Source organism: Klebsiella sp. 28, from assembly GCF_018223905.1.
GTDB classification, from domain to species: domain Bacteria; phylum Pseudomonadota; class Gammaproteobacteria; order Enterobacterales; family Enterobacteriaceae; genus Klebsiella; species Klebsiella pneumoniae.
In genome coordinates, this window is the sequence record NZ_JAGRQY010000172.1 from 1 (window position 1) to 20,213 (window position 20,213).

General features: G+C 55.9%; 24 protein-coding genes and 1 pseudogene. 11 read left to right on the top strand and 14 right to left on the bottom strand.

Annotated features, from left to right (window positions below; translation table 11 throughout):
* Positions 1 to 147 precede the first annotated feature (147 nt).
* Positions 148 to 1,191 (bottom strand): fructose-asparagine asparaginase, encoded by a 1,044-nt coding sequence (gene fraE, locus KHQ28_RS24080; protein ID WP_004150784.1) that lies wholly within the window; start codon positions 1,189 to 1,191, stop codon positions 148 to 150.
* A gap of 302 nt (positions 1,192 to 1,493) precedes the next feature.
* On the opposite strand from fraE, the gene KHQ28_RS24085 reads away from it, so the two are divergent.
* Together KHQ28_RS24085 and KHQ28_RS24090 are read left to right on the top strand one after the other, a co-directional pair.
* The gene (locus tag KHQ28_RS24085) at positions 1,494 to 2,702 is read left to right on the top strand and encodes an HD-GYP domain-containing protein (RefSeq protein ID WP_032419083.1); all 1,209 of its coding nucleotides are present in this window, start codon (positions 1,494 to 1,496) and stop codon (positions 2,700 to 2,702) included.
* A gap of 73 nt (positions 2,703 to 2,775) precedes the next feature.
* Positions 2,776 to 4,560 (top strand): sensor domain-containing diguanylate cyclase, encoded by a 1,785-nt coding sequence (locus KHQ28_RS24090; protein WP_032414790.1) that lies wholly within the window; start codon positions 2,776 to 2,778, stop codon positions 4,558 to 4,560.
* Positions 4,561 to 4,566: 6 nt separating this feature from the next.
* Here the strand turns inward: KHQ28_RS24090 and KHQ28_RS24095 are convergent, their stop codons facing one another.
* Positions 4,567 to 5,457, bottom strand: a complete 891-nt coding sequence (locus tag KHQ28_RS24095; protein WP_004150788.1) for a LysR substrate-binding domain-containing protein — start codon at positions 5,455 to 5,457, stop codon at positions 4,567 to 4,569.
* 120 nt (positions 5,458 to 5,577) lie between these two features.
* On the opposite strand from KHQ28_RS24095, the gene KHQ28_RS24100 reads away from it, so the two are divergent.
* Both KHQ28_RS24100 and KHQ28_RS24105 read left to right on the top strand, forming a co-directional pair.
* Positions 5,578 to 7,086, top strand: coding sequence for a UbiD family decarboxylase (locus KHQ28_RS24100; protein ID WP_004140497.1), 1,509 nt, complete (start codon positions 5,578 to 5,580; stop codon positions 7,084 to 7,086).
* A 33-nt stretch (positions 7,087 to 7,119) separates the two neighbouring features.
* Positions 7,120 to 7,284 (top strand): hypothetical protein, encoded by a 165-nt coding sequence (locus KHQ28_RS24105; protein WP_004140498.1) that lies wholly within the window; start codon positions 7,120 to 7,122, stop codon positions 7,282 to 7,284.
* Positions 7,285 to 7,396: 112 nt separating this feature from the next.
* On the opposite strand, the gene KHQ28_RS24110 is transcribed toward KHQ28_RS24105, so the two are convergent.
* The 3 genes from KHQ28_RS24110 to KHQ28_RS24120 form a co-directional block, all read right to left on the bottom strand.
* Positions 7,397 to 8,083, bottom strand: a complete 687-nt coding sequence (locus KHQ28_RS24110; RefSeq protein WP_032419085.1) for an EAL domain-containing protein — start codon at positions 8,081 to 8,083, stop codon at positions 7,397 to 7,399.
* Between the two features lie 397 nt (positions 8,084 to 8,480).
* Positions 8,481 to 8,660, bottom strand: a complete 180-nt coding sequence (locus KHQ28_RS24115; protein ID WP_032419086.1) for a hypothetical protein — start codon at positions 8,658 to 8,660, stop codon at positions 8,481 to 8,483.
* A 39-nt stretch (positions 8,661 to 8,699) separates the two neighbouring features.
* Entirely contained in the window at positions 8,700 to 9,332 is a 633-nt protein-coding gene (locus KHQ28_RS24120) for a helix-turn-helix domain-containing protein (RefSeq protein WP_004150791.1), read from the bottom strand.
* 566 nt (positions 9,333 to 9,898) lie between these two features.
* On the opposite strand from KHQ28_RS24120, the gene KHQ28_RS24125 reads away from it, so the two are divergent.
* Entirely contained in the window at positions 9,899 to 10,096 is a 198-nt protein-coding gene (locus tag KHQ28_RS24125) for a hypothetical protein (protein ID WP_004140506.1), read from the top strand.
* A gap of 112 nt (positions 10,097 to 10,208) precedes the next feature.
* Here KHQ28_RS24125 and cydB read toward each other — a convergent pair whose 3' ends face one another.
* The 6 genes from cydB to KHQ28_RS24155 form a co-directional block, all read right to left on the bottom strand.
* On the bottom strand, positions 10,209 to 11,219 hold the full coding sequence (cydB, locus tag KHQ28_RS24130; RefSeq protein WP_004140509.1) for a cytochrome d ubiquinol oxidase subunit II: 1,011 nt from the start codon (positions 11,217 to 11,219) through the stop codon (positions 10,209 to 10,211).
* Positions 11,216 to 12,622 (bottom strand): cytochrome ubiquinol oxidase subunit I, encoded by a 1,407-nt coding sequence (locus tag KHQ28_RS24135; RefSeq protein WP_021313534.1) that lies wholly within the window; start codon positions 12,620 to 12,622, stop codon positions 11,216 to 11,218. Before KHQ28_RS24135 ends, cydB begins: the two co-directional genes overlap by 4 nt.
* 55 nt (positions 12,623 to 12,677) lie before the next feature.
* Entirely contained in the window at positions 12,678 to 13,565 is an 888-nt protein-coding gene (locus KHQ28_RS24140) for a manganese catalase family protein (RefSeq protein WP_004140512.1), read from the bottom strand.
* 16 nt (positions 13,566 to 13,581) lie between these two features.
* The gene (locus tag KHQ28_RS24145; RefSeq protein WP_004140514.1) at positions 13,582 to 14,088 is read right to left on the bottom strand and encodes a ferritin-like domain-containing protein; all 507 of its coding nucleotides are present in this window, start codon (positions 14,086 to 14,088) and stop codon (positions 13,582 to 13,584) included.
* A gap of 26 nt (positions 14,089 to 14,114) precedes the next feature.
* Positions 14,115 to 14,609, bottom strand: a complete 495-nt coding sequence (locus tag KHQ28_RS24150; protein ID WP_004148027.1) for a ferritin-like domain-containing protein — start codon at positions 14,607 to 14,609, stop codon at positions 14,115 to 14,117.
* A gap of 90 nt (positions 14,610 to 14,699) precedes the next feature.
* Complete coding sequence (locus KHQ28_RS24155) at positions 14,700 to 14,885, bottom strand: general stress protein (protein ID WP_004150795.1); 186 nt, start codon at positions 14,883 to 14,885, stop codon at positions 14,700 to 14,702.
* A 621-nt stretch (positions 14,886 to 15,506) separates the two neighbouring features.
* On the opposite strand from KHQ28_RS24155, the gene KHQ28_RS24160 reads away from it, so the two are divergent.
* Together KHQ28_RS24160 and KHQ28_RS24165 are read left to right on the top strand one after the other, a co-directional pair.
* Entirely contained in the window at positions 15,507 to 16,700 is a 1,194-nt protein-coding gene (locus tag KHQ28_RS24160; protein WP_004140529.1) for a zinc-dependent alcohol dehydrogenase, read from the top strand.
* Positions 16,701 to 16,812: 112 nt separating this feature from the next.
* Positions 16,813 to 17,040 carry a DUF1272 domain-containing protein gene (locus KHQ28_RS24165; RefSeq protein WP_004140530.1) on the top strand — a complete coding sequence of 76 codons (228 nt, stop codon included), beginning with the start codon at positions 16,813 to 16,815 and terminating at the stop codon, positions 17,038 to 17,040.
* Positions 17,041 to 17,060: 20 nt separating this feature from the next.
* On the opposite strand, the gene KHQ28_RS29640 is transcribed toward KHQ28_RS24165, so the two are convergent.
* Complete coding sequence (locus KHQ28_RS29640; protein ID WP_023159860.1) at positions 17,061 to 17,246, bottom strand: hypothetical protein; 186 nt, start codon at positions 17,244 to 17,246, stop codon at positions 17,061 to 17,063.
* Between KHQ28_RS29640 and KHQ28_RS24170 the strand changes: the two genes are divergently transcribed.
* From KHQ28_RS24170 to KHQ28_RS24185, 4 genes are all read left to right on the top strand, one after another.
* Entirely contained in the window at positions 17,194 to 17,370 is a 177-nt protein-coding gene (locus KHQ28_RS24170) for a hypothetical protein (RefSeq protein ID WP_020805510.1), read from the top strand. The genes KHQ28_RS29640 and KHQ28_RS24170 overlap by 53 nt on opposite strands.
* A gap of 119 nt (positions 17,371 to 17,489) precedes the next feature.
* A complete protein-coding gene (locus tag KHQ28_RS24175; RefSeq protein WP_004150797.1) occupies positions 17,490 to 17,813 on the top strand; it encodes an antibiotic biosynthesis monooxygenase in 324 nt (107 codons plus the stop codon).
* Positions 17,806 to 18,198: an ACT domain protein gene (locus KHQ28_RS24180; RefSeq protein WP_023159861.1), complete on the top strand. Its 393-nt coding sequence runs from the start codon at positions 17,806 to 17,808 to the stop codon at positions 18,196 to 18,198. The genes KHQ28_RS24175 and KHQ28_RS24180 overlap by 8 nt, the downstream gene beginning before the upstream one ends.
* Positions 18,195 to 18,908: a helix-turn-helix transcriptional regulator gene (locus KHQ28_RS24185; RefSeq protein ID WP_032419088.1), complete on the top strand. Its 714-nt coding sequence runs from the start codon at positions 18,195 to 18,197 to the stop codon at positions 18,906 to 18,908. Before KHQ28_RS24180 ends, KHQ28_RS24185 begins: the two co-directional genes overlap by 4 nt.
* 272 nt (positions 18,909 to 19,180) lie before the next feature.
* On the opposite strand, the pseudogene KHQ28_RS24190 reads toward KHQ28_RS24185, so the two are convergent.
* Both KHQ28_RS24190 and KHQ28_RS24195 read right to left on the bottom strand, forming a co-directional pair.
* Positions 19,181 to 19,351, bottom strand: a pseudogene (locus KHQ28_RS24190) (isocitrate/isopropylmalate family dehydrogenase); the annotation flags it as partial.
* A 136-nt stretch (positions 19,352 to 19,487) separates the two neighbouring features.
* Positions 19,488 to 20,213: tail fiber domain-containing protein (locus KHQ28_RS24195; RefSeq protein WP_211777705.1), on the bottom strand; the 726-nt coding region annotated here is incomplete at its 5' end.

The window sequence follows — 20,213 nt, forward strand, 5'->3', positions numbered from 1 at the left end:
CGGACAATAAAAAATATTTCTTTACGCCTCGTGGGAAACACAGGTGGAGTGAATGATGGGCAATCATCCGCCATCGATTTGCATGGAAGCCAGGTCCTTGAGAAGAAAGCACGGCGAGGGTGTGAACAACGCCCTCGCCGCAGAGGATCAGTAGGTATGGAAATATTGCTGAATCAGCTGCGGGTCTTTAGTCTGCGTCAGCGCGGTCATCAGCAGTATACGCGCTTTTGCCGGGTTGAGGGAGTCGGCCACCAGCCCGGGCTGGCTGTCATCCGGCGGTACGACGCCGCTGCCGGTACGGGAGGCTCGCACCACCACGATGCCCGCCTGCTGCGCTTTTTTGATACCGGCGGCACTACGTACCGACACCGACCCCGCCCCGGTTCCGGCGTAGATAATACCGTCGGCATGATGGGCGATCGCCGCATCGTACATATACTCCGGATCGTCCTGGTAACCATAAATAATCACCACCTTCGGCAGAACCTTCAGCTGACGCACATCGAACACCGAGCGCAGCGTGTGAATTTTATCCACCCGCGTCTCGAACTGGGGTTTTCCGCCCACCACGACACCAAGATAGCCCTCCTCGGGCGCCCGGAAGGTATCCAGCGAAGTGGCATTAGTTTTGGTGACAAAGCGCGCCGCGCCGATGCGGTCGTTAAGCACCACCATTACCCCGCGTCCCCGGGCATCAGGATCGGCGGCGACCGTGACCGCTTCCAGCAGGTTCATCGGCCCGTCGGCGCTGATCGCCGTCGCCGGGCGCATCGCCGCGGTAAAGACCACCGGCTTGTTGCTTTTCACCGTCAGATTGAGGAAATACGGGGTTTCATCCAGCGTGTCCGTGCCATGGGTGATCACCACGCCATCGACATCGTCCCGAGCCAATAGCGCATTCACCCGCTTCGAGAGCTGGAGAATAATATCGCTGGTCATATTCTCACTGCCAATATTGGCCACCTGCTCGCCCTCGACGTGAGCGATTTTACTCATTTCCGGCACGGCGTTAATCAGCGTCTGCACCCCAATCGCCCCGGCTTTATAGCCGGTTGTTTGGGTATTGCTGGCCGCCGAACCAGCAATCGTTCCGCCGGTGGCTAAAATAACAATATGCGGAAGACGCGTCTCGCTAAACGCCAGGCTGCTCATCGTCAATAACGCAATGGCAAGTAATGCTCTAAAATTCATACAGGTCACTCCCTTCATAGACATTAATCAAACTTACGCTTGCTTAATGCAAAGGGCTTGCCAGAATTCATTTCTTTTCTGGGGGGGAAATGGTTAACTATCAGACAATAATAAGGTTCTTAGGACGATATCGCCCAACTCTGGTGCACCACTGGATCTGAAACGGGCAGAGCTATGAACCAAAACATTCTGAGGATTTACCTGTTCAGCAACACACAACACGCATTGCGATCAGATTATCGACACTTCCGTCACCGGCGAGAGCATTTTTGCCCGCCAGGTCACGCGAACGGAGAACAGAGATGCGTATTGCCCTGAAGTCGGCCCTGATGCTGACCACCAGAGTCATCCAGATCATTAACCCTGAACTGCACCGGCATATGCAACGAACGGCCTTAATCGCCCTGACGCTGGCGCAAAGGCTGAGACTGCCTGACGAACGGCAGCAGACCATTTTTTGCGCCGCGCTGCTGCACGATATCGGCGTGCTGGGGGATAAACGCACCATTCATTCGCTGGATGCTATCGATAATATCCACGACCCGCATCAGCGCCAGGGTGTGGCGATGCTGGAGGGATTAGCGACCTTCCAGCCCATCGTTCCCTTTATTCGCGATCACCATTTTAGCCCGAACCACCGGGGCTCCCGCGAACAGCACATTGTCTATTTCGCTGATGCCTTTGAACGGCTGCTGCCGGCCGATAGCCACGTTGCCGCCTGGCCCACGCGGGCGGTGGTGGAACAGTTCGTCGCTTTGCATCGGGAGATCGATCCGCCGCTCTGCGATATCCTGTGCGAGGTCGCTGAAAATGCGAACTTCTGGCAGCACCTTCACCCCGGCCATATTCAGCGGCTGCTGGAGATTATTGGCCCCATCAACACGCGCTATCTGGATATTCACGGTCTGAAGGATGTCTGCCTGCTGATTGCCAAAATCGTCGACACCTACAGTAGCTTTACCGCCACCCATAGCATCATGGTGGGGGAAATCGCCCGCCAGCTTGCCCGCTGGATGCAGCTGCCGGAGCCCACCTGTCAGCAAATACAGATAGCCGGCTATCTACACGATATTGGCAAGGTCTATATCCCACTCTCCATTCTCGAAAAAGAGGGCGAGCTGGATGATGAGGAGCTGAGTCAGGTGCGGGAGCACAGCTACATGACCGGCGAACTTCTCAGCGACTATAGCGAGCTCGGCGACATCATTAACTGGGCCTCGAATCATCATGAAAAAATGGACGGCAGCGGCTACCCTCTGCATCTCGAAAAGGAGCACCTGACCCTCGCCGACCGGATTATCTCCATCGCCGATATTTTCACCGCGCTGACCGAAGATCGCCCTTATCGTAAAGGGATGGCCTGGCAGGAAGCCTTACAGATTATGGAAGCGGATGTTATAAATGGCGCTCTGGATAGCGATGTCTTCCTCGTTTTGCGCCACCATGCGGAAACGCTACACGCCATCATTCTTCAGACCCTTGCCCCTCTGCATAGCGAGCGCCGCCTCTGAAGCGGGCCGCCGTCGTGGCGGGGGCGGAGTTCTATAATCAAAACAGCTTCATCTGCATGCAAGGAAATTCACGGTGAGAATCGCCACCATCACTAACTGGGCTTACGGGATCACCGTTGGCCTGACGCTGGCTTCCGGGAGCGCTATGCTCATGGCCTCCAGCGCCGACCGCGTCGAACGCCAGGCGGTACAGCAGCGCCAGGTCTTTGATACCCTCTCCGACGAGGTGGAAAACGACGCCTGGGCGCTGTCTGACCTCGCCCGGCTGTACGTGATAAAGCCTTCGCCGGAGACGCTTACGCAATATCAGCAGCTGCAGCAGACTGACAAGAGCATAGAGCAGCGGCTGGGCGGCCTGAAAGATAACGGCGCCAGCCGCGAGGAGCTGGCGCTGCTCCAGGATGGCCTGCGGATCGCCAATGAGCTACAGGATGAACAGCAGGCGGCCCTGGCGCATGTCGCTCGCGGCGATGCGCCAGCGGCCATCGCGGTGCTGTACGGCACCGCGTACGAGACTGAACTGGAGCGCATGCAGACGCAGATCGATCGCTTCCGCCAGATGCTTGAGCATCGCGCCGCCGTCGCTATCGACCAGGCCACCGAGCGCTCGCGGATCTGGCGTACGCTGTCGGAAATCATGGTCGGCCTGACCGCCCTGATGTTTTTGTTCGTCCTCGGCTTCATTCTCAAACGCCGGGTGCTCTACCCGGTGGTTCGCCTGAGCGACGTGGTCCAGCGTCTCGCCTCCCAGGATTATGCGGTGGAGACGCCGCACTTTACCCAGGTGGATGAGATTGGTGACATGGCTCAGGCGATCCGCATTTTTCGCGAGAACGGCCTGGCCCGTCAGCGTCTGGAGCAGCAGCGCGACGCCGACTGGGCGATCCGCGAGCTGCTGGCGCGTATGACTCAGCGGCTGCAGGGCTGTGAAACCATTGAGGATGTGATTAAGGTGGCGGAGCGGTTTGCGCCAAATATCGCCCCGACGATCCCCGGTAAACTGTATGTTCTGGATACCGACCCCTGGCAGCTGCGCTGCGTAGCGCAGTGGCTGTCACCCGCCGGTGAGACGACGCCCTTTTCTCCCGACGACTGCTGGGCGATACGGCGGGGACTCAGCCATCCGCCGGTGCAGGGCGAGCCCGATATCACCTGCTATCATCTGCCGGAGACGCACGCCGGCCAGTCGCTCTGCGTACCGCTCATCGCCCAGGGCGAAGCCATTGGCCTGCTGACCTTCCAGAACGTTACCGCCGGTGACGCTCCTTCCCGGGCCTATCTCGAGCTGATGGCGGAAGCGTTGGGCCTGGCGCTGGCCAATCAGCGTTTGCGCAGCGCCCTGCTGGAAAAAGCGCTGTTCGATTCCCTGACCGGCCTGCGTAACCGCCATCATCTTGACGAAGCGCTGCATTCGCAGATGGCGCTGGCGGTCCATACCCATACTCCGCTGAGCTGTCTGATGATCGACATCGATCATTTTAAAACCATCAATGATCGCTATGGCCATGAGGCTGGGGATCTGGTGATTAAGAGCGTTGCGACCATTGTGCAGCGCGCGGTGCGCGATATCGGCATGGCTTTCCGCTACGGGGGCGAGGAGTTTTTAGTGCTGCTCCCCGGGATTGACGAAGCCGGGGCGCACCAGTGCGCCAGCGAGATCTACACCCAGGTGCGCAATATGACGCTGCGTGATGGTCTGACCGAGATAGGCCAGGTGGATGTGTCGATTGGCATCGCCAGCTACCCGCAGCACACCCAAAGCGATAGTCTGCTGCGCGCGGCGGATGCCGCGCTGTACCGGGCGAAAGAGCTGGGCCGTTCAAGGATTGTCAGCTTTGGCCGCCTGAAGACCAGCTAACCGGGACTATCGCTCAGCGGTATTAAGCAGCGAGATAACTTTCCTTACCACTGCCGAACGAATATGGCGGTGGTAAACCATGCTCAGCTCACTCTCCGCCAGCCGATCCTGGAGATCGATATACACCACGTTATCAAGGCGTAAGGCCCGCGCCGAGAGCGGAACCAACGCCACTCCCACCCCGGCGGAGACCAGGCTAATCATCGAGGTAACGTCGTTAATCCGCTGCGCCACCTGCGGCGTAAAGCCCGCGACGCGACAGGCATCCATAAAAACCTGCTCCAGTCCGGTGCCCTGCGGATCGTCAAGCGAGATCCAGTTGTCAGTGCGCAATGAGGCCAGATTAAGCGCGCCCACGCCGGCCAGCGGATGCTGTTGATAGAGCGCCAGGCAGAGCTTTTCACGTACAAACGGCCTGACCACCAGCGCGTCCGGCGGCGAGGCCAGCGGCGCGCGGATGATGGCGATATCCAGACGCAGATCCAACAGCGCTTCGTAGAGCATTTGCACATCCCCCTGCACCAGCGACAGCTCAATCCCCGGCCAGTCGGCGCGCAGCCGGCGCAGGAGCCCCGGCAGTTTACTGTCGTACATCGCGCTGGAGACATACCCCAAATGCAGCCTCCCCTGCTCGCCCCGCGCGGTGCGCTGGGCGTCCAGCACCGCCTGATCGGCCATTTCCAGCGCCAGCCGCGTCTTGTGTAAAAAGGCCTCGCCCGCGGCGGTCAGAGTCAGACGGCGGTTAGCGCGGGAAAAGAGCACCACGCCCAGGCGCTGCTCAAGCTGCTTAATCTGCTGACTGAGGGCGGGCTGGGCGATATGTAACCGCTCCGCCGCCCGGTGCATATGCAACTCTTCGGCAACGACCACAAAATGGCGTAACGCTCGCAAGGACATGGTCGGACTCCTCCCTACAAATTGATAAGAAAAAGCTTATCAATAAAGCATAAATGATGCAATTGATAACCATTAGCCTGCGAAGCATACTGTGCGCATCGATACGCTAAGGAGAACATCATGACCGCACCGATTCAGGATCTGCGCGACGCCATCGCGCTGCTGCAACAGCATGACAATCAGTATCTCGAAACCGATCATCCGGTTGACCCTAACGCCGAGCTGGCCGGTGTTTATCGCCATATCGGCGCGGGCGGCACCGTGAAGCGCCCCACTCGCATCGGGCCGGCGATGATGTTTAACAATATTAAGGGTTATCCACACTCGCGCATTCTGGTGGGTATGCACGCCAGCCGCCAGCGGGCCGCGCTGCTGCTGGGCTGCGAAGCCTCGCAGCTGGCCCTTGAAGTGGGTAAGGCGGTGAAAAAACCGGTCGCGCCGGTGGTCGTCCCGGCCAGCAGCGCCCCCTGCCAGGAACAGATCTTTCTGGCCGACGATCCGGATTTTGATTTGCGCACCCTGCTTCCGGCGCCCACCAACACCCCTATCGACGCCGGCCCCTTCTTCTGCCTGGGCCTGGCGCTGGCCAGCGATCCCGACGACGCCTCGCTGACCGACGTCACCATCCACCGCTTGTGCGTTCAGGGCCGGGATGAGCTGTCGATGTTTCTTGCCGCCGGCCGCCATATCGAAGTGTTTCGCCAGAAGGCCGAGGCCGCCGGCAAACCGCTGCCGATAACCATCAATATGGGTCTCGATCCGGCCATCTATATTGGCGCCTGCTTCGAAGCCCCTACCACGCCGTTCGGCTATAACGAGCTGGGCGTCGCCGGCGCGCTGCGTCAACGTCCGGTGGAGCTGGTTCAGGGCGTCAGCGTCCCGGAGAAAGCCATCGCCCGCGCCGAGATCGTTATCGAAGGTGAGCTGTTGCCTGGCGTGCGCGTCAGAGAGGATCAGCACACCAATAGCGGCCACGCGATGCCGGAATTTCCTGGCTACTGCGGCGGCGCTAATCCGTCGCTGCCGGTAATCAAAGTCAAAGCAGTGACCATGCGAAACAATGCGATTCTGCAGACCCTGGTGGGACCGGGGGAAGAGCATACCACCCTCGCCGGCCTGCCAACGGAAGCCAGTATCTGGAATGCCGTCGAGGCCGCCATTCCGGGCTTTTTACAAAATGTCTACGCCCACACCGCGGGTGGCGGTAAGTTCCTCGGGATCCTGCAGGTGAAAAAACGTCAACCCGCCGATGAAGGCCGGCAGGGGCAGGCCGCGCTGCTGGCGCTGGCGACCTATTCCGAGCTAAAAAATATTATTCTGGTTGATGAAGATGTCGACATCTTTGACAGCGACGATATCCTGTGGGCGATGACCACCCGCATGCAGGGGGACGTCAGCATTACGACAATCCCCGGCATTCGCGGTCACCAGCTGGATCCGTCCCAGACGCCGGAATACAGCCCGTCGATCCGTGGAAATGGCATCAGCTGCAAGACCATTTTTGACTGCACGGTTCCCTGGGCGCTGAAATCACACTTTGAGCGCGCGCCGTTTGCCGACGTCGATCCGCGTCCGTTTGCACCGGAGTATTTCGCCCGGCTGGAAAAAAACCAGGGTAGCGCAAAATAAGCAATAGCCGCCGGTAAACGGCGGCATTTTTCCCTGCCGCGCGATCCTGAGCGGATGGCGCAGGCAGGATTAATTGATCGCAGCGGCGAGATCTTTTTTCACCAGCTCGCGCTGCTCAGAGGTCAGCTCCTGGCTTACGTCGAAATGGCGATCGGGGCGTTACGCATGGGGGTATTTACAGGGAATGATCCTTCATAAAAAAGAGAGGCGCTTATCACTGCGCTAATAAAGACTATCTGTAGCAAAGGGGGTATTTAAAACTGGATAATAAAAGAATAGCAGGTAACCGAAACCAGCCCCCGGTCGACCCTCAACCGCAAAGAAAAATATATTCTTCCTTCCAGTAGCGGCCCTGACCTATGATGTCCCCGGCAGAAGTGATTAACCGTTTTTGCTTTTCGGTTTCGATACCCTCAACGATCACATAGCCGGTCAGGGTATGAATAGACTGCAACAGACCGGGCAAAGCGGGGTCGTTTTCTTTATCCCAGAAGTAATCCTTATCCACTTTGACGCAATCGAAGCGGAATCTCTCCAGCAGCGGGAAGGAGGTTCGCCCGCGACCAAAATCATCCAGCCAGACCGGACAAAGCGCCGCCAGCGTGCTTAGCGCCGTCAGCTCGCGGCCGGCGATAAACTCATGAAAATTCTCATTTATCTCCAAAGCAATATGCTTACACGAGCGCAGAAAATCGCAGAGATAGCGGTCCGTCAGAATAAAATGGCTTAATAAATCATCGATATTGAGCGAGATCGGCTTATTATCGACCAGGGAAAAATCAAATACGGAAAGCAACTCGATTTGTCGGGTAAATAGTGCAAGCTTATCGCTTTCGGTAAGCGTGGAGAAAGAAAACGCGGGCGCTGAGGCGTTATTTCGTGCGGGTGCTATAATATCTTTAGTGAGCAATTCCCACGAGTGGCAGCTGCCATCATCGCTAATAGCGGGCTCCAGTACGAAGCGATAGGAGGTATTTTTCGCGTTTTCTTCAACCATTTAAAAAATACCAAAAATAAGAAAGGGTTAAAGCATGTCATATATTTCCCGCCAACAAAAATAGTTTAAAATGATCGATAAGAAACATTCGATAGCTAAAAACTATCAACATATAATTTATTGATCGGTAAAGTGAATTAATATAAATTAGCCACCGCTGTCGCATGCGTTTAGACAACAATTAAAATATTGTTTCAAACCAGCCAGTTACATGACGAGCCGCATCCAGTCGTAGCCACATTACGCTTTTCCCCGGCGGCAAAAAAAAGCGTGGTGTAATAAAAATCAAAAATACAAGCCGCCAGTTTTCGTCCTCTCGTATGCCAAAAGATGAATAATCTCTGGCCCAACGCAACCGCTTGCCAATAATAAAAACGCTGCCCCGGTCAACGAAACGTCATACTTTACCGCTACCTTGCTGGCAGAACAGGCGCAGCGGATAAAGGGCAGTGAAAAGAAAATACATGGTTCCGCTGGCGCTAATGCTCCTCATGCTCATCGCCAGCGCATGGCTGGAACCGGCCCCGCGGCCTATCGCCAGAGGGCTGTGCGTCTGGTTCAACGGGGCAATGGTCAACTGTCTGCAGAGGCAACGGCTGGGCGAAAGGTTGCCGATTCACTCGCTGGCCAGGCGGTAAACGGGCACTCGTCGGGTGGTATTGAACAAATTGTCGCTGACCTCCACCTCCGTCGTGACAATCGCCATGCCGGACCGGCGCAACTGCGCGATGTCCGCCGCCACTCGCTGACTGCCGAACCAGAACAGGGCGTCGAGAGCGGTGACCGGCAGGCCGGCGTTCAGCGCCTGGCGGAGCCGCTCCCGGGCCGGCTTTATCTCCCGGGCAATCTGCTGGTACGGGGCCGCCGTCAGCCCGGTTGCATCGACGCGACGAATGCGGTTTGCCAGGCGGTAATGAAAGGCTTCCGGGACAGCCTGTAAATCCTGTTTCAAACTATAGACGCAGCCGTAACGTTTGCCGTTGAAAACGGCGGCTTTACGGCTAAGCTGCAACGTCTCGCGAACATCGGCGATTAGCTGCGGCGCGCGCACCAGCAGCAGGCGAAAAGGCAGCTCGAAGCTGGTGACATAGTCGACGTTCAGTAACGCAATGCGCAGGCGCTCCTCTGCCCCGGCCCGCAGCTGACGACACTCCAGGTATACTTCGCGCCACTGCTCCCGGAGCCGTGGCGTCTCACCGGCTTCGGTAAACTGGTATTTTTCAATATCGTAATCAATTCTCCCGGCCACCGCGCATTCCTTTCTGAATCATTCCGCGGGTTATATTATCATCCTCCGACGCCGTCCCCTATGCCCAACGCCGCTGTCGTTGTCGATTATTTACGATAAAGATAACGGGTGATGATCACATCAAGAACAAACAGCAGGAAGATAACGCTGCTTAACCATAATAAGCCTGCGAATAAATCAAGTAATTGCATCGTTGTTCCCTCGCCGTTGGCCCTAAAAAAGACGCTCCATCACCATAAAGTAGTTAACAACCACCTTACCAGCCACAGAATAAAATTATTTAGCACGATGCCATCCCGAGCCCGGACAGATTCATTTTATTGTCATTAATTTGTCATCAAAAAATGTCTATCATCAACCGGCGCCGCAGGGTCGTCTCTGCCGTCATGGTATTGCGGACAACGCGTCGCCACGCGGTTTAACAACACGGAATAACCTCGCCCTGCCTCATTCTTACTGTCATTGCATAATTTTATATCAGGCACGTTTGTCATCCTGCTGAATAATCCGTAAAAGCGCCGTAAGCAATAAAACCACTGCAGATTGGTTTACCATGGAGAAATAAGATGCCTAGCGAAAAAGCCCGCAGCCTTGACCATTTCTATGAATTACTGGCGACAGGACAACACCCGAAGATTGAACTCGATTTTGATGTCGCCGCGGACGATTTTTTTAAAATCGCCACCGAGTTTGGCGATATTGGCGCGAGGATCACCCGGGTTAACGAACGATTTATTATTAAGATCAAGCCGCCGAAGGCATAAACACCCGGCCCGAGTCGTTGCAGCAGATCACCGGTTTGTGCGCATCCCTCTCGGTCATCCCTGACCGGACGGCGCGACGCGCCGGTCAATCAGCAGCCCGCCTGTTGGCCTCTCAGTGATAGCCCTCGCTACCGGAGACTTTGCCGCGAAAGACGTAGTAGCTCCAGGCGGTATACATCAGGATCACCGGGATAATGAGCAGCGCCCCCGGCAGCATAAATACCTGGCTGGAGGGCGGCGCAGCGGCATCCCACAGAGAGATATGCGGTGGGATAATGTTCGGCCAGACACTGATCCCCAACCCGCTGAAGCCGAGGAAAATCAGGCCCAGCGTCAGGATAAAGGGACGGGCGTGGCTGGCGGGGCGCGCGCTCAGGCGCCAGATCCACAGGCTCAGAGCCAACACCAGAATCGGCACCGGCACGAACCAGAAGAAATTGGGCAGCGTAAACCAGCGTTCCGCCACGTAGCGCCAGCCCAACGGCGTCCAGACGCTGACCACCGCGATCACCGCCATCAGCGCCAGCAGTACCTTGCGGGTCAGCTCGCGCATCCGCTGCTGCAGCGCGCCTTCGCTTTTCATAATCAACCACGTGGTGCCCAGCAGCAGATAGGCCACCACCAGCCCCAGACCGCAGAACAGATTGAAAGGGGTAAGCCAGTCCAGCGTCGAACCGGCGAAGCGGCGGTCAGCCACCGCAAAGCCGTTGATAAACGCGCCGACGACAATCCCCTGGCTGAAGGTCGCCAACAGCGAGCCGCCGGCAAAGGCATAGTCCCAGAAGATGCGATGCGAGGGAACCGCTTTAAAACGAAATTCAAAGGCCACGCCGCGAAAAATCAGGCCGATGAGCATCGCCGTCAGCGGGATAACCAGCGCATCGGTGATCACCGCATAGGCCAGCGGAAAGGCGCCGAACAGCCCTGCCCCGCCGAGCACCAGCCAGGTTTCGTTACCATCCCAGACGGGGGCGACGCTGTTGACCATCACATCGCGCTCTTCGCCATCATGCACCACGCTGAACAGCATCCCAATACCTAAATCGAAACCATCCATCACGATATACATCAGCGTGGCGAAGACAATGATGACAAACCAAATCACCGAGATATCGATGCTCATGATGCGTTCTCCTCATCACGCACCGGCTCTGCCGCTGAGAGCGGACGCGCCGGGGTGCCTGCGGTTTTCGAGGTCAGCTCCGTCACCGGCTGCGGTCCTTTTTTGATAAGCCGGAAAATGTAGTAATACCCCACGCCAAACACGGCGCAGTAAACCACGATAAATACCAACAGGCTGATGGCCATCTGCAGGGTGCTGTGCAACGACACCGCATCCCGCGTGCGCAGTAACCCGTATATCACCCACGGCTGGCGGCCCATCTCGGTGGTCACCCACCCGGCGACCAGGGCAATAAGACCGGCGGGCCCCATACAGAGCGCAAACCACTGGAAGGGACGCGAGTGGTACAGCCGCCGCCGATAGCGCAGCCAGGCGCTGCAGATCCCTAAGGCGATCATCAACACGCCCATCCCGACCATGATGCGAAACGACCAGAAGACGGCGGGCGAATAGGGTCGGTCCTCTTTCGGGAAGTCTTTCAGGGCCGGCACCTGCTTATGCAGGCTGTGGGTAAGGATCAGGCTACCGAGAGCGGGGATCTCAAGACCATAGCGGGTCCGCTCCTGCTCCATGTCCGGCAGGCCAAACAGCAGCAGCGGCGTGGCCTCGCCGGGGCGATTTTCCCAGTGCCCTTCGATGGCCGCGATCTTCGCCGGCTGATGCTCAAGGGTGTTAAGACCATGCATATCCCCCACCACCGCCTGGATCGGCGCCACCAGCAGCGCCATCCACATCGCCATCGACAGCATTTTGCGGATGGCCGGCGAGTCGTTGCCGCGCAGAAGATGCCACGCGGCAGACGCCCCGACGAACATGGCGCTACTGAGAAACGCGGCTATCGCCATATGGAACAAGCGATACGGAAAAGAGGGGTTAAAGATAATCGCCAGCCAGTCCTGCGGGATGAGATGGCCATTTTCGATGATAAAACCCTGCGGCGTCTGCATCCAGCTATTGGAGGCAAGGATCCAGAAGGTAGAAACCAACGTGCCAAGCGCCACCATGCAGGTGGTAAAAAAATGCAGCGCTGGCGGCACTTTATTCCAGCCAAACAGCATCACACCGAGGAATCCCGCTTCAAGGAAGAAGGCGGTCAGCACTTCGTACAGCAGCAGCGGGCCGGTAATACTACCAGCGAACTGGGAAAATCCGCTCCAGTTGGTGCCGAACTGATAGGACATGACTAATCCGGAGACTACGCCCATGCCAAAATTGACGGCAAAGATTTTCAGCCAGAAATTGTAGAGTGAACGCCAGACATTATCCCGGGTTCGCAGCCACATCCCCTCAAGCACCACAAGGTAGCTGGCAAGGCCGATGGTGATGGCCGGAAAGAGGATATGGAAGGATACGGTAAAGGCGAATTGCAATCGGGCCAGATGAAACGCGTCGAATTCAAACATATTCCACACCCATCATTGTGAATCGCCCCGGCCGCAACCGGGGCTCATGCGAACATCACTTAGCTGATGATGAAGTGTTTTGCTTCCCGGCGCCGAGTTCGGCGCCGGTCAAAGGATCGCCCTGCGGGTCAGACTGCGTTCGCTTCAGCATCGCTTTGCACAGCGCTTCCTGCTCTGGCGTCAGGCCGACAGAAGCACTGCCATCTCCGCCATCTACGGCCGGCTGTGGATCCTTGACATAATCGAAGTGTTTGTCACTGTTCCAGCTGCCGCGTACTTCTCCACCTTCAGACATATTGTAGTAGGTGTTTGCGTACTCGCTAATGGGCGGCAGTTTGCCCGGTGGATAGTTGTTGCGAATCGACTGCAGGGCCTTCTCAAAAGAGAGCTGATGCGCCGCTTCGCGGGTCATCAGGAAGGCCAGCGCGTCTTTCACGCCAGGATCGTCGGTCACGTTGATCAGGCGTTCATAGACGATCTTCGCCCTCGCCTCCGCCGCGACATTCGACCGCAGGTCGGCGGTGGGTTCGCCGATAGTATCAATGTAGGCCGCCGTCCACGGCACGCCCGCCGAGTTGGTCAGCGGGGTACCGCCGCCGTACAGCAGGGATGTAATATGGCTGTCATTGCCGTTGGCGGTGAGCGAACGATAGAGTTCCGCCTCGCTCTCGGTGCCCTCCGCCAGGGCTCCTTTGGCGCCTTTATTCAGCATGCCGACCAAAGTGCCAATGATCTCCAGATGGCTCAACTCCTCTGTCGCGATATCCATCAGCATATCTTTGCGGCCGGGATCGTCATCGCTTAATCCCTGGGTGAAATAACGACACGCGGCGGCCAGCTCGCCCTGAGGGCCGCCAAACTGTTCGAGCAGTAAATTCGCGAGCCCCGGATTCGGTTCAGCAACGCGTACGGTATACTGCAGTTGTTTCACATGACGAAACATAGGCCTGCCTCCTGGGTTATTTTTTCGCTTCTACGCCGTCAGCATCTGAACGCAGGAGAAACTGCTCCGTGGTCTGAGGAATATGTTTAATCAGCCAGTCGGCCATTTCCCGCTCTTCCGCCAGGATGGCTTCAATGGCTGGGATGGAGGCGGTATCGCCCGCTTTTTCAGCGGCCGCCAGCAGAGAGGTATAGCAGGCGATTTCAAACTGCTCGAAAACGTACCCGCTGATCGAGCCTTTGACGATTTCATCGGAAGGAAACATCCCGCCGATGGACTGGCCGAGAGCCGCCATTTTACTCATCGAATCTTTAATCACCGAGCGCGAAATCTCATTGCGGTCAAGGATCTCTTCCAGCACGGTAATTTGCCGTTTGGTCTCGTTAACATGCTGTTCGATTCTGGCACGGAGATCCGGATAATTATCGATACGGCCAGCCATTGATTCCAGCATGGACTCTGCCTGTTTTTCCATGGCATGCGCATCTCGTAGCCAGTCATGGTAATGTTCAACGTGATTCATCGTGATTTCCTCGTGTCAGGGAGAGTTTATTTTTCCGCTTTCTTATTAATATTACCTACCGCCAGATCGGTTAATTTCACATCGGTTTGTTTTTCTTCTTCCAGGGTTTCGGCAAGCAGTTTGGCTGCTTTTTTATAGCCCAACTGCTCTGCCAGGGTGACCAGAGTACCGTAACTGGCAATTTCGTAATGCTCGACCTTTTGCGCAGCGGCAATTAATGCAGCATCACGTACCTCATTTTTTTCCGTGCTCTCAACGACTTCATTAGCTTCTTCGATTAATCCTTCCATGGCCACGCATTTCATGCGTTTGATTTTCAGGTTGGATTCCTGTTCAATAATCTGGTCGATACGTTCGATCTGGCCCTGGGTTTCTTCAAGATGAGCATTGAACGCCGCGCTGAGTTTTTCACTGGACGCCGCTCTGGCTAGTTTAGCCAGCCCGCGGGTTAATTGTTTCTCTGCGCTGTAGGTATCTGAGAGCAGGTGAATAAATACATCTTCAATGCTTTTCATATTCATAGAAATACCTTCTGGAGTCAGAAAATAACTGCGAGTCTGTGACAGACTCGCAGGAGATACTTTCACTTCAGGGTGCAAGGAAAAGGATAATCAGGAATTATCGGACTTGCGGCCACCGCCGTGGCTATTCTGTCCGCCTTTTTTACCCGCTTCGGACGCACGCTGCGGATCATTTTTAAAGTTCCCGCCGCTGTGCTGACCACCTTTACGACCTGCTTCAGAAGCTTTTTCACGGTCTTCAGCAAAATTACCGGAACCACCACGATGCTCTGCCATATTTCACCTCATGTATATCGGTTATGTCAGTACGATACGAAAATATTCCGTATCACTCGTCGTTCGATATTTAAATCTAGCGGGTAATGCTGGTTAGTCAAATTATTATTCCGTTTTTTCGACACCTTTTAGCAGTAATTCGGAATAATTCTACAAGACACCTCAAAAATAACCAGACGGCACCTTGCCGCTAACTTACTGTGTTCAGGGAAATAATGTATGCAGATCACCTCTGCGGCAAAGAATTATCTATACCGGAGGATTACTACCGTTGGGTTATATAACGAAGCGGCAGCATTGTCCTTTGCCAGACGGAAATTAAGAATTTTCCCTGATTTTACGAATAAAAAAAGCCGCTGGGGAAGCGGCTAGCAAACAAAATGGAGCGAATATCATGCCCGATTAATACTGGCACACATAAGGGCAATAGGCAAATAACTCGAACAGACCAGCCGGGAAATAAGCGAAGCGTGGAATATATTCAGCCCCTGGAATATCACGCAGTTCCATTATTAGTACTCTACGCTTTATTTTTTACGATGATTTATCGGTGACGATAGCAGCCGTTCACCAGGCCGAAGAACCGCATGCTGTCAACCTTTCTCTCGAGGAGAATATTCTATGAAAGCACTCACTTATCACGGCCCGCATCATGTCAGCGTCGACACCATGCCTGACCCGGCTCTTGAGGCAGCGGACGATATTATTCTGCGCGTCACCGCGACAGCGATTTGCGGTTCCGATCTGCATCTGTACCGCGGAAAGATCCCCGGCACGCACCATGGTGATATTTTCGGCCATGAATTTATGGGGGAAGTGGTGGAAGCCGGTTCCGAGGTCACCGCGGTCCGCAAAGGCGACCGGGTGGTTATCCCGTTTGTCATCGCCTGCGGAGACTGCTTCTTTTGTCGCTTGCAGCAGTATGCCGCCTGCGAAAGCACCAATAGCGGCCAGGGAGCGACGCTCAATCGAAAAGGCATTTCGCCACCGGCGGCGCTGTTTGGCTATAGCGATTTGTACGGCGGGATCCCGGGCGGCCAGGCGGAATATGTACGGGTCCCCAAAGCCAATACCGGACCGTTTAAAGTGCCAGACACCTTACCCGATGAAAAGGTGCTGTTTCTGTCAGATATTCTGCCCACCGCCTGGCAGGCGGTTAAAAACGCCGAGGTCAAACCCGGCAGTAGCGTGGCTATTTTTGGCGCCGGCCCGGTAGGCCTGCTCTGCGCCTCCTGCGCCAGGCTCAATGGCGCAGAACAGATATTTATCATCGATCATAACGATTACCGACTCGATTTCGCGCAACAACGCTATGGCGCGATCCCGATAAACTTTGACCACCATGACGATCCTGCGCAGTGGATTATCGATAACACGCCGGGCCATCGCGGCGTCGACGCGGTGATCGACGCCGTGGGCTTCGAGGCGAAAGGTAGCCTTACGGAAACCGTCCTCAGCACCCTGAAAATCGAGGGGAGCAGCGGAAAAGCCCTGCGCCAGTGCATCGCCGCCGTGCGCCGCGGCGGCATCGTCAGCGTACCCGGGGTTTACGCCGGTTTCATCCACGGCTTTATGTTTGGCGATGCCTTTGATAAAGGACTGACCTTCAGGATGGGACAAACCCACGTCCACGCCTGGCTGCCGGATCTGCTGGCGCTTATTGAGCAAGGGCTGCTTACCCCGGAGGAGATTGTCACTCACCATATGCCGCTGGAGGAGGCCGCGCGCGGCTACCAGATCTTTGAGAAACGTGAAGAGGCGTGCCGCAAAGTGATCCTCGTACCGGGAATGCAGCCCGGGAAGGCGACCCTCTGAGAAGGCGATTACCGCGCAAGGAAATTCTCGGCGGACCGATCGCGGCATGATATAAACATAGCGTGCTTTGGCCCGCCGTCGCTGATATAGCCGTTCACCAGAGGAGAAGTTGATGCTCGAGTTACGTCCGAATTGCGAATGCTGTGATAAAGATCTGCCGCCAGACTCACCCGAGGCGTTTATCTGTTCATTCGAGTGCACCTTTTGCCGGGACTGCATGACGACGCGACTGAACGGACATTGCCCGAACTGCGGCGGCGAACTGGTGCGGCGCCCTGTGCGTCCCGAAGAGGCGCTGCGGCGCCACCCCGCCTCCACCCTGCGCCGCCATGCACAGTAGGCGAGACGCAGGTCTCCCGGCTAAGATAAAAATCCACGCCCGAGGAGAGCGCGGAGCCTGAAGGCGTGACCGGTGGCAGACAACGTGCTCTTTCGATTATCGCCCGGCGGCGCTTCGCTAGTCCGGGCGAGCGTTTCCGGGTTCATATTCTGCATGTCAGTAAAACGGCTTTCCCGCCCGTACTGCCCGTCGGCGATCGCTTTCATCGATAGCCGCAGCCGTCAGGGTTTATCCCCCCACATCGCGATTTCACTAAAACTCAGCCAGCCCTGTGCGCTCAGGCTGCCGTATCGCATGGCTGGCGTTCTTTTTTATTCACCATCGCAATAACGCCTGGGAGCATTTCCGTTGCAATCGTTGATCTCCTGCCAGGCATATTTCGCTGCACACCGAAGCTTCCTGCTCTGACCGTCAGTAGACTGCCGGGAAATTCACCACGGAGCAGACTTATGATTGCGGTACTTTTTGAGGCCGACGCCTTACCACAAGCACAGGAAAGATATCTTCAGCTGGCGGCCGGGCTGACGCCTTTGCTTTCAGACACGCCGGGGTTTATTGCCATTGAGCGCTTTCAGAGCCTGAGTACGCCCGGCAAAATCCTCTCGCTATCCTGGTGGGAAGATGAAGCCTCGGTGGCCAACTGGCAGCAAAATGAGCGGCATCTGGCTGCCCAGCGCGAAGGCAAAGCATCGATTTTTTCATATTACAGAATACGCGTAGCCCGCGTGTTCCGGGATTACGCATCGGATCGGGGAGCACAGTCAGATGTATGACATTCACGTGATTCTCAGCAACTCGCCGGGCTCGCTTGGCGCAATGGGTAAGGCGCTGGGTAACAACGGCGTGGGGCTCGAAGGCGGTGGCGTATTCACCACGCCTGATGCCGGACATGCGCATTTTCTGGTGGAAGACGGTGAGAAAGCCCGCAGGGTGCTGACCGAGGCCGGCTTTACGGTCAGCAATGTATGCCGTCCTCTGATACGAAAGTTACCTCAGGAACGACCAGGGGAACTGGGAGACATCGCAGACACCCTGGCCCATAATGGTATTAATATTCTGGTACAGTACAGCGACCACCGTAACCGGCTCATTCTCCTTACCGATGATGACGCCCGGGCAGCGGAAGTGACCAAAAAATGGGCCATACTTTCTGAATGAATCTCCTGAAACCGCAGCAAGACAGTGAGCCAGAGGAGGCGCTGGGAACCGCTATGGCGATGGTGGCCTCCGCCCTCTCTGACTCGTCAAGGGTCAGTATTCTCTGCGCGCTGATGGACGGGCGCGCATGGACGGCAACCGAACTCAGTACGGTCGCCGAGGTGTCCGCCTCCACCACCAGCGGCCATCTTGCCAGGCTGCTCAGCAACGGGCTGGTGGTGTGTCTCGCGCAGGGGCGCCACCGCTATTACCGCCTGGCGGGCTCGCATATTGCCGGGCTGCTGGAAAACCTGATGGGCGTCTCTATGCAAGCGCATAAGACGCTTCTCCCCAGCACGCCGGTTAATCTTCGCTACGCCCGGACCTGCTACGATCATCTGGCGGGCGAGCTGGCGGTCAATATTTATGAATTTATGCTGAGGGAAAAATGGCTGGCGGCAGATGGCCTGGCCCTGACGTCAGCCGGTAAAACCCAGCTTGAACGCCTTGGCGCAGTACTGAACGCCCGCCCACGGCGTAAGCCCTGCTGCCCCTGTCTCGACTGGAGCGAAAGACGTTTTCATCTGGGAGGCGACGCCGGCTCGGCGCTAATGACGCTGTTCCTGCAAAAAGGATGGATAACGCGCGCGCCGGGATATCGGGAAGTACAAGTGACGGATAGCGGCAAAGCGGCGCTGTCCCGGCTGTTTAATCTGAAAGTGAGCGGATAGCCTGAGTTTAGGCTAAAGCACATTTTCGCCGAACGGCCCCGGTTTAAGCCGGTCGGGCCATCAGTATGACGCCTGGCGTGCAATCCGTTTTCATGCGAGCTCTTACGGCAAATGGATCTCTCCCTGTCATGAGGTATATAGCTTTGTTGAACGTTGCGCTGCGGGACATTCGCCATCGCCTAATGCTTCAAGCGTCCGGCAGATTAATTGTCTGAAGGCGAAAAAAAACGGGAGCCCATCGGCTCCCGCTTTTACTTAATCCACCAACGGGATTACATATTCGCGATAATCGCGTCGCCAAACTCTGAACATTTCAGCAGTTTAGCGCCTTCCATCAGACGTTCGAAGTCATAGGTCACGGTCTTGGCGGCGATAGCGCCTTCCATGCCTTTAACGATCAGGTCTGCGGCTTCGAACCACTGCATGTGGCGCAGCAGTAGTTCTCTGCATTGCTCTTAAAACTTTGATTTTTAAAAAAAATATGTTTCTGAACACTTATCTAGAACCATTTTTATGTTAATTCTAACATGCTGATTACATGATAAATTATCCGAGTTTTGATAACCTATTTTCTCTCAATCAGTACTCTTTTGTTTGAACCTGCTTGTTCAAATCACGCACTTGTTTTGTTAACTCCTGCACCGTAAGAACAAGATCCGCGATGATGGCCGTATGGTCTACGTTAAGGATATTGATCTTCTCGCCATCAATTTCTACATCGCCGCTTTGAAAGGTGTAAATCGGGTCAACTTTTTCAGCTTGTTGAGCAATAAATCCACGCCTACGCCGTGTTTCGCCTTTCATGTTGAACTCACATACCCCCAGCGCGTTAATACGCCTGGAGGCCCCTTCCTGGGATTCCGTAAAATCCTTTTTCAGCCGCACGTCTGAGCCAGTGGTCATAACATCGCCTTTAGGGGTGGAGATTGTCCCTCCGGTGTAAAAGAGCCAGGCATCTTTTTGGCCGAAACCGTCCATATACAGTACCACTCGGTGGTTGTACCCAACGTATTCTTCAAGGTAGAAACCACCCCACGCTCCGGAGGTGTCACCGTTACCGCCGCGTCCCAGCATTCTGGATCGAATACGTCCGCCTGAAACCAACGAACCATCAGCAGGGGAACCAAAGTCTGTTCTGTTGGCCGAAAGGTCGACTCCGCATTGCGCCCACCCTCCAATATCTGCCATACCACCAACACGAAGATCCCTGTCAACTCGCCAATGACTACCTTGTACACTAATTTGATCGGCGGCAGTGGCCATAATCCGCCCGGTGAAGTCGTCGGTGCTGTAGTTAAAATGAAA

Coding starts and splice junctions, on each gene's coding strand:
- fraE (WP_004150784.1), bottom strand. CDS start 1,191: ATGAATTTTAGAGCATTACTTGCCATTGCGTTATTGACGATGAGCAGC.
- KHQ28_RS24085 (WP_032419083.1), top strand. CDS start 1,494: ATGCGTATTGCCCTGAAGTCGGCCCTGATGCTGACCACCAGAGTCATC.
- KHQ28_RS24095 (WP_004150788.1), bottom strand. CDS start 5,457: ATGTCCTTGCGAGCGTTACGCCATTTTGTGGTCGTTGCCGAAGAGTTG.
- KHQ28_RS24100 (WP_004140497.1), top strand. CDS start 5,578: ATGACCGCACCGATTCAGGATCTGCGCGACGCCATCGCGCTGCTGCAA.
- KHQ28_RS24110 (WP_032419085.1), bottom strand. CDS start 8,083: ATGGTTGAAGAAAACGCGAAAAATACCTCCTATCGCTTCGTACTGGAG.
- KHQ28_RS24125 (WP_004140506.1), top strand. CDS start 9,899: ATGCCTAGCGAAAAAGCCCGCAGCCTTGACCATTTCTATGAATTACTG.
- cydB (WP_004140509.1), bottom strand. CDS start 11,219: ATGAGCATCGATATCTCGGTGATTTGGTTTGTCATCATTGTCTTCGCC.
- KHQ28_RS24135 (WP_021313534.1), bottom strand. CDS start 12,622: ATGTTTGAATTCGACGCGTTTCATCTGGCCCGATTGCAATTCGCCTTT.
- KHQ28_RS24140 (WP_004140512.1), bottom strand. CDS start 13,565: ATGTTTCGTCATGTGAAACAACTGCAGTATACCGTACGCGTTGCTGAA.
- KHQ28_RS24145 (WP_004140514.1), bottom strand. CDS start 14,088: ATGAATCACGTTGAACATTACCATGACTGGCTACGAGATGCGCATGCC.
- KHQ28_RS24150 (WP_004148027.1), bottom strand. CDS start 14,609: ATGAATATGAAAAGCATTGAAGATGTATTTATTCACCTGCTCTCAGAT.
- KHQ28_RS24155 (WP_004150795.1), bottom strand. CDS start 14,885: ATGGCAGAGCATCGTGGTGGTTCCGGTAATTTTGCTGAAGACCGTGAA.
- KHQ28_RS24160 (WP_004140529.1), top strand. CDS start 15,507: ATGAAAGCACTCACTTATCACGGCCCGCATCATGTCAGCGTCGACACC.
- KHQ28_RS24165 (WP_004140530.1), top strand. CDS start 16,813: ATGCTCGAGTTACGTCCGAATTGCGAATGCTGTGATAAAGATCTGCCG.
- KHQ28_RS24170 (WP_020805510.1), top strand. CDS start 17,194: ATGTCAGTAAAACGGCTTTCCCGCCCGTACTGCCCGTCGGCGATCGCT.
- KHQ28_RS29640 (WP_023159860.1), bottom strand. CDS start 17,246: ATGAAAGCGATCGCCGACGGGCAGTACGGGCGGGAAAGCCGTTTTACT.
- KHQ28_RS24175 (WP_004150797.1), top strand. CDS start 17,490: ATGATTGCGGTACTTTTTGAGGCCGACGCCTTACCACAAGCACAGGAA.
- KHQ28_RS24180 (WP_023159861.1), top strand. CDS start 17,806: ATGTATGACATTCACGTGATTCTCAGCAACTCGCCGGGCTCGCTTGGC.
- KHQ28_RS24185 (WP_032419088.1), top strand. CDS start 18,195: ATGAATCTCCTGAAACCGCAGCAAGACAGTGAGCCAGAGGAGGCGCTG.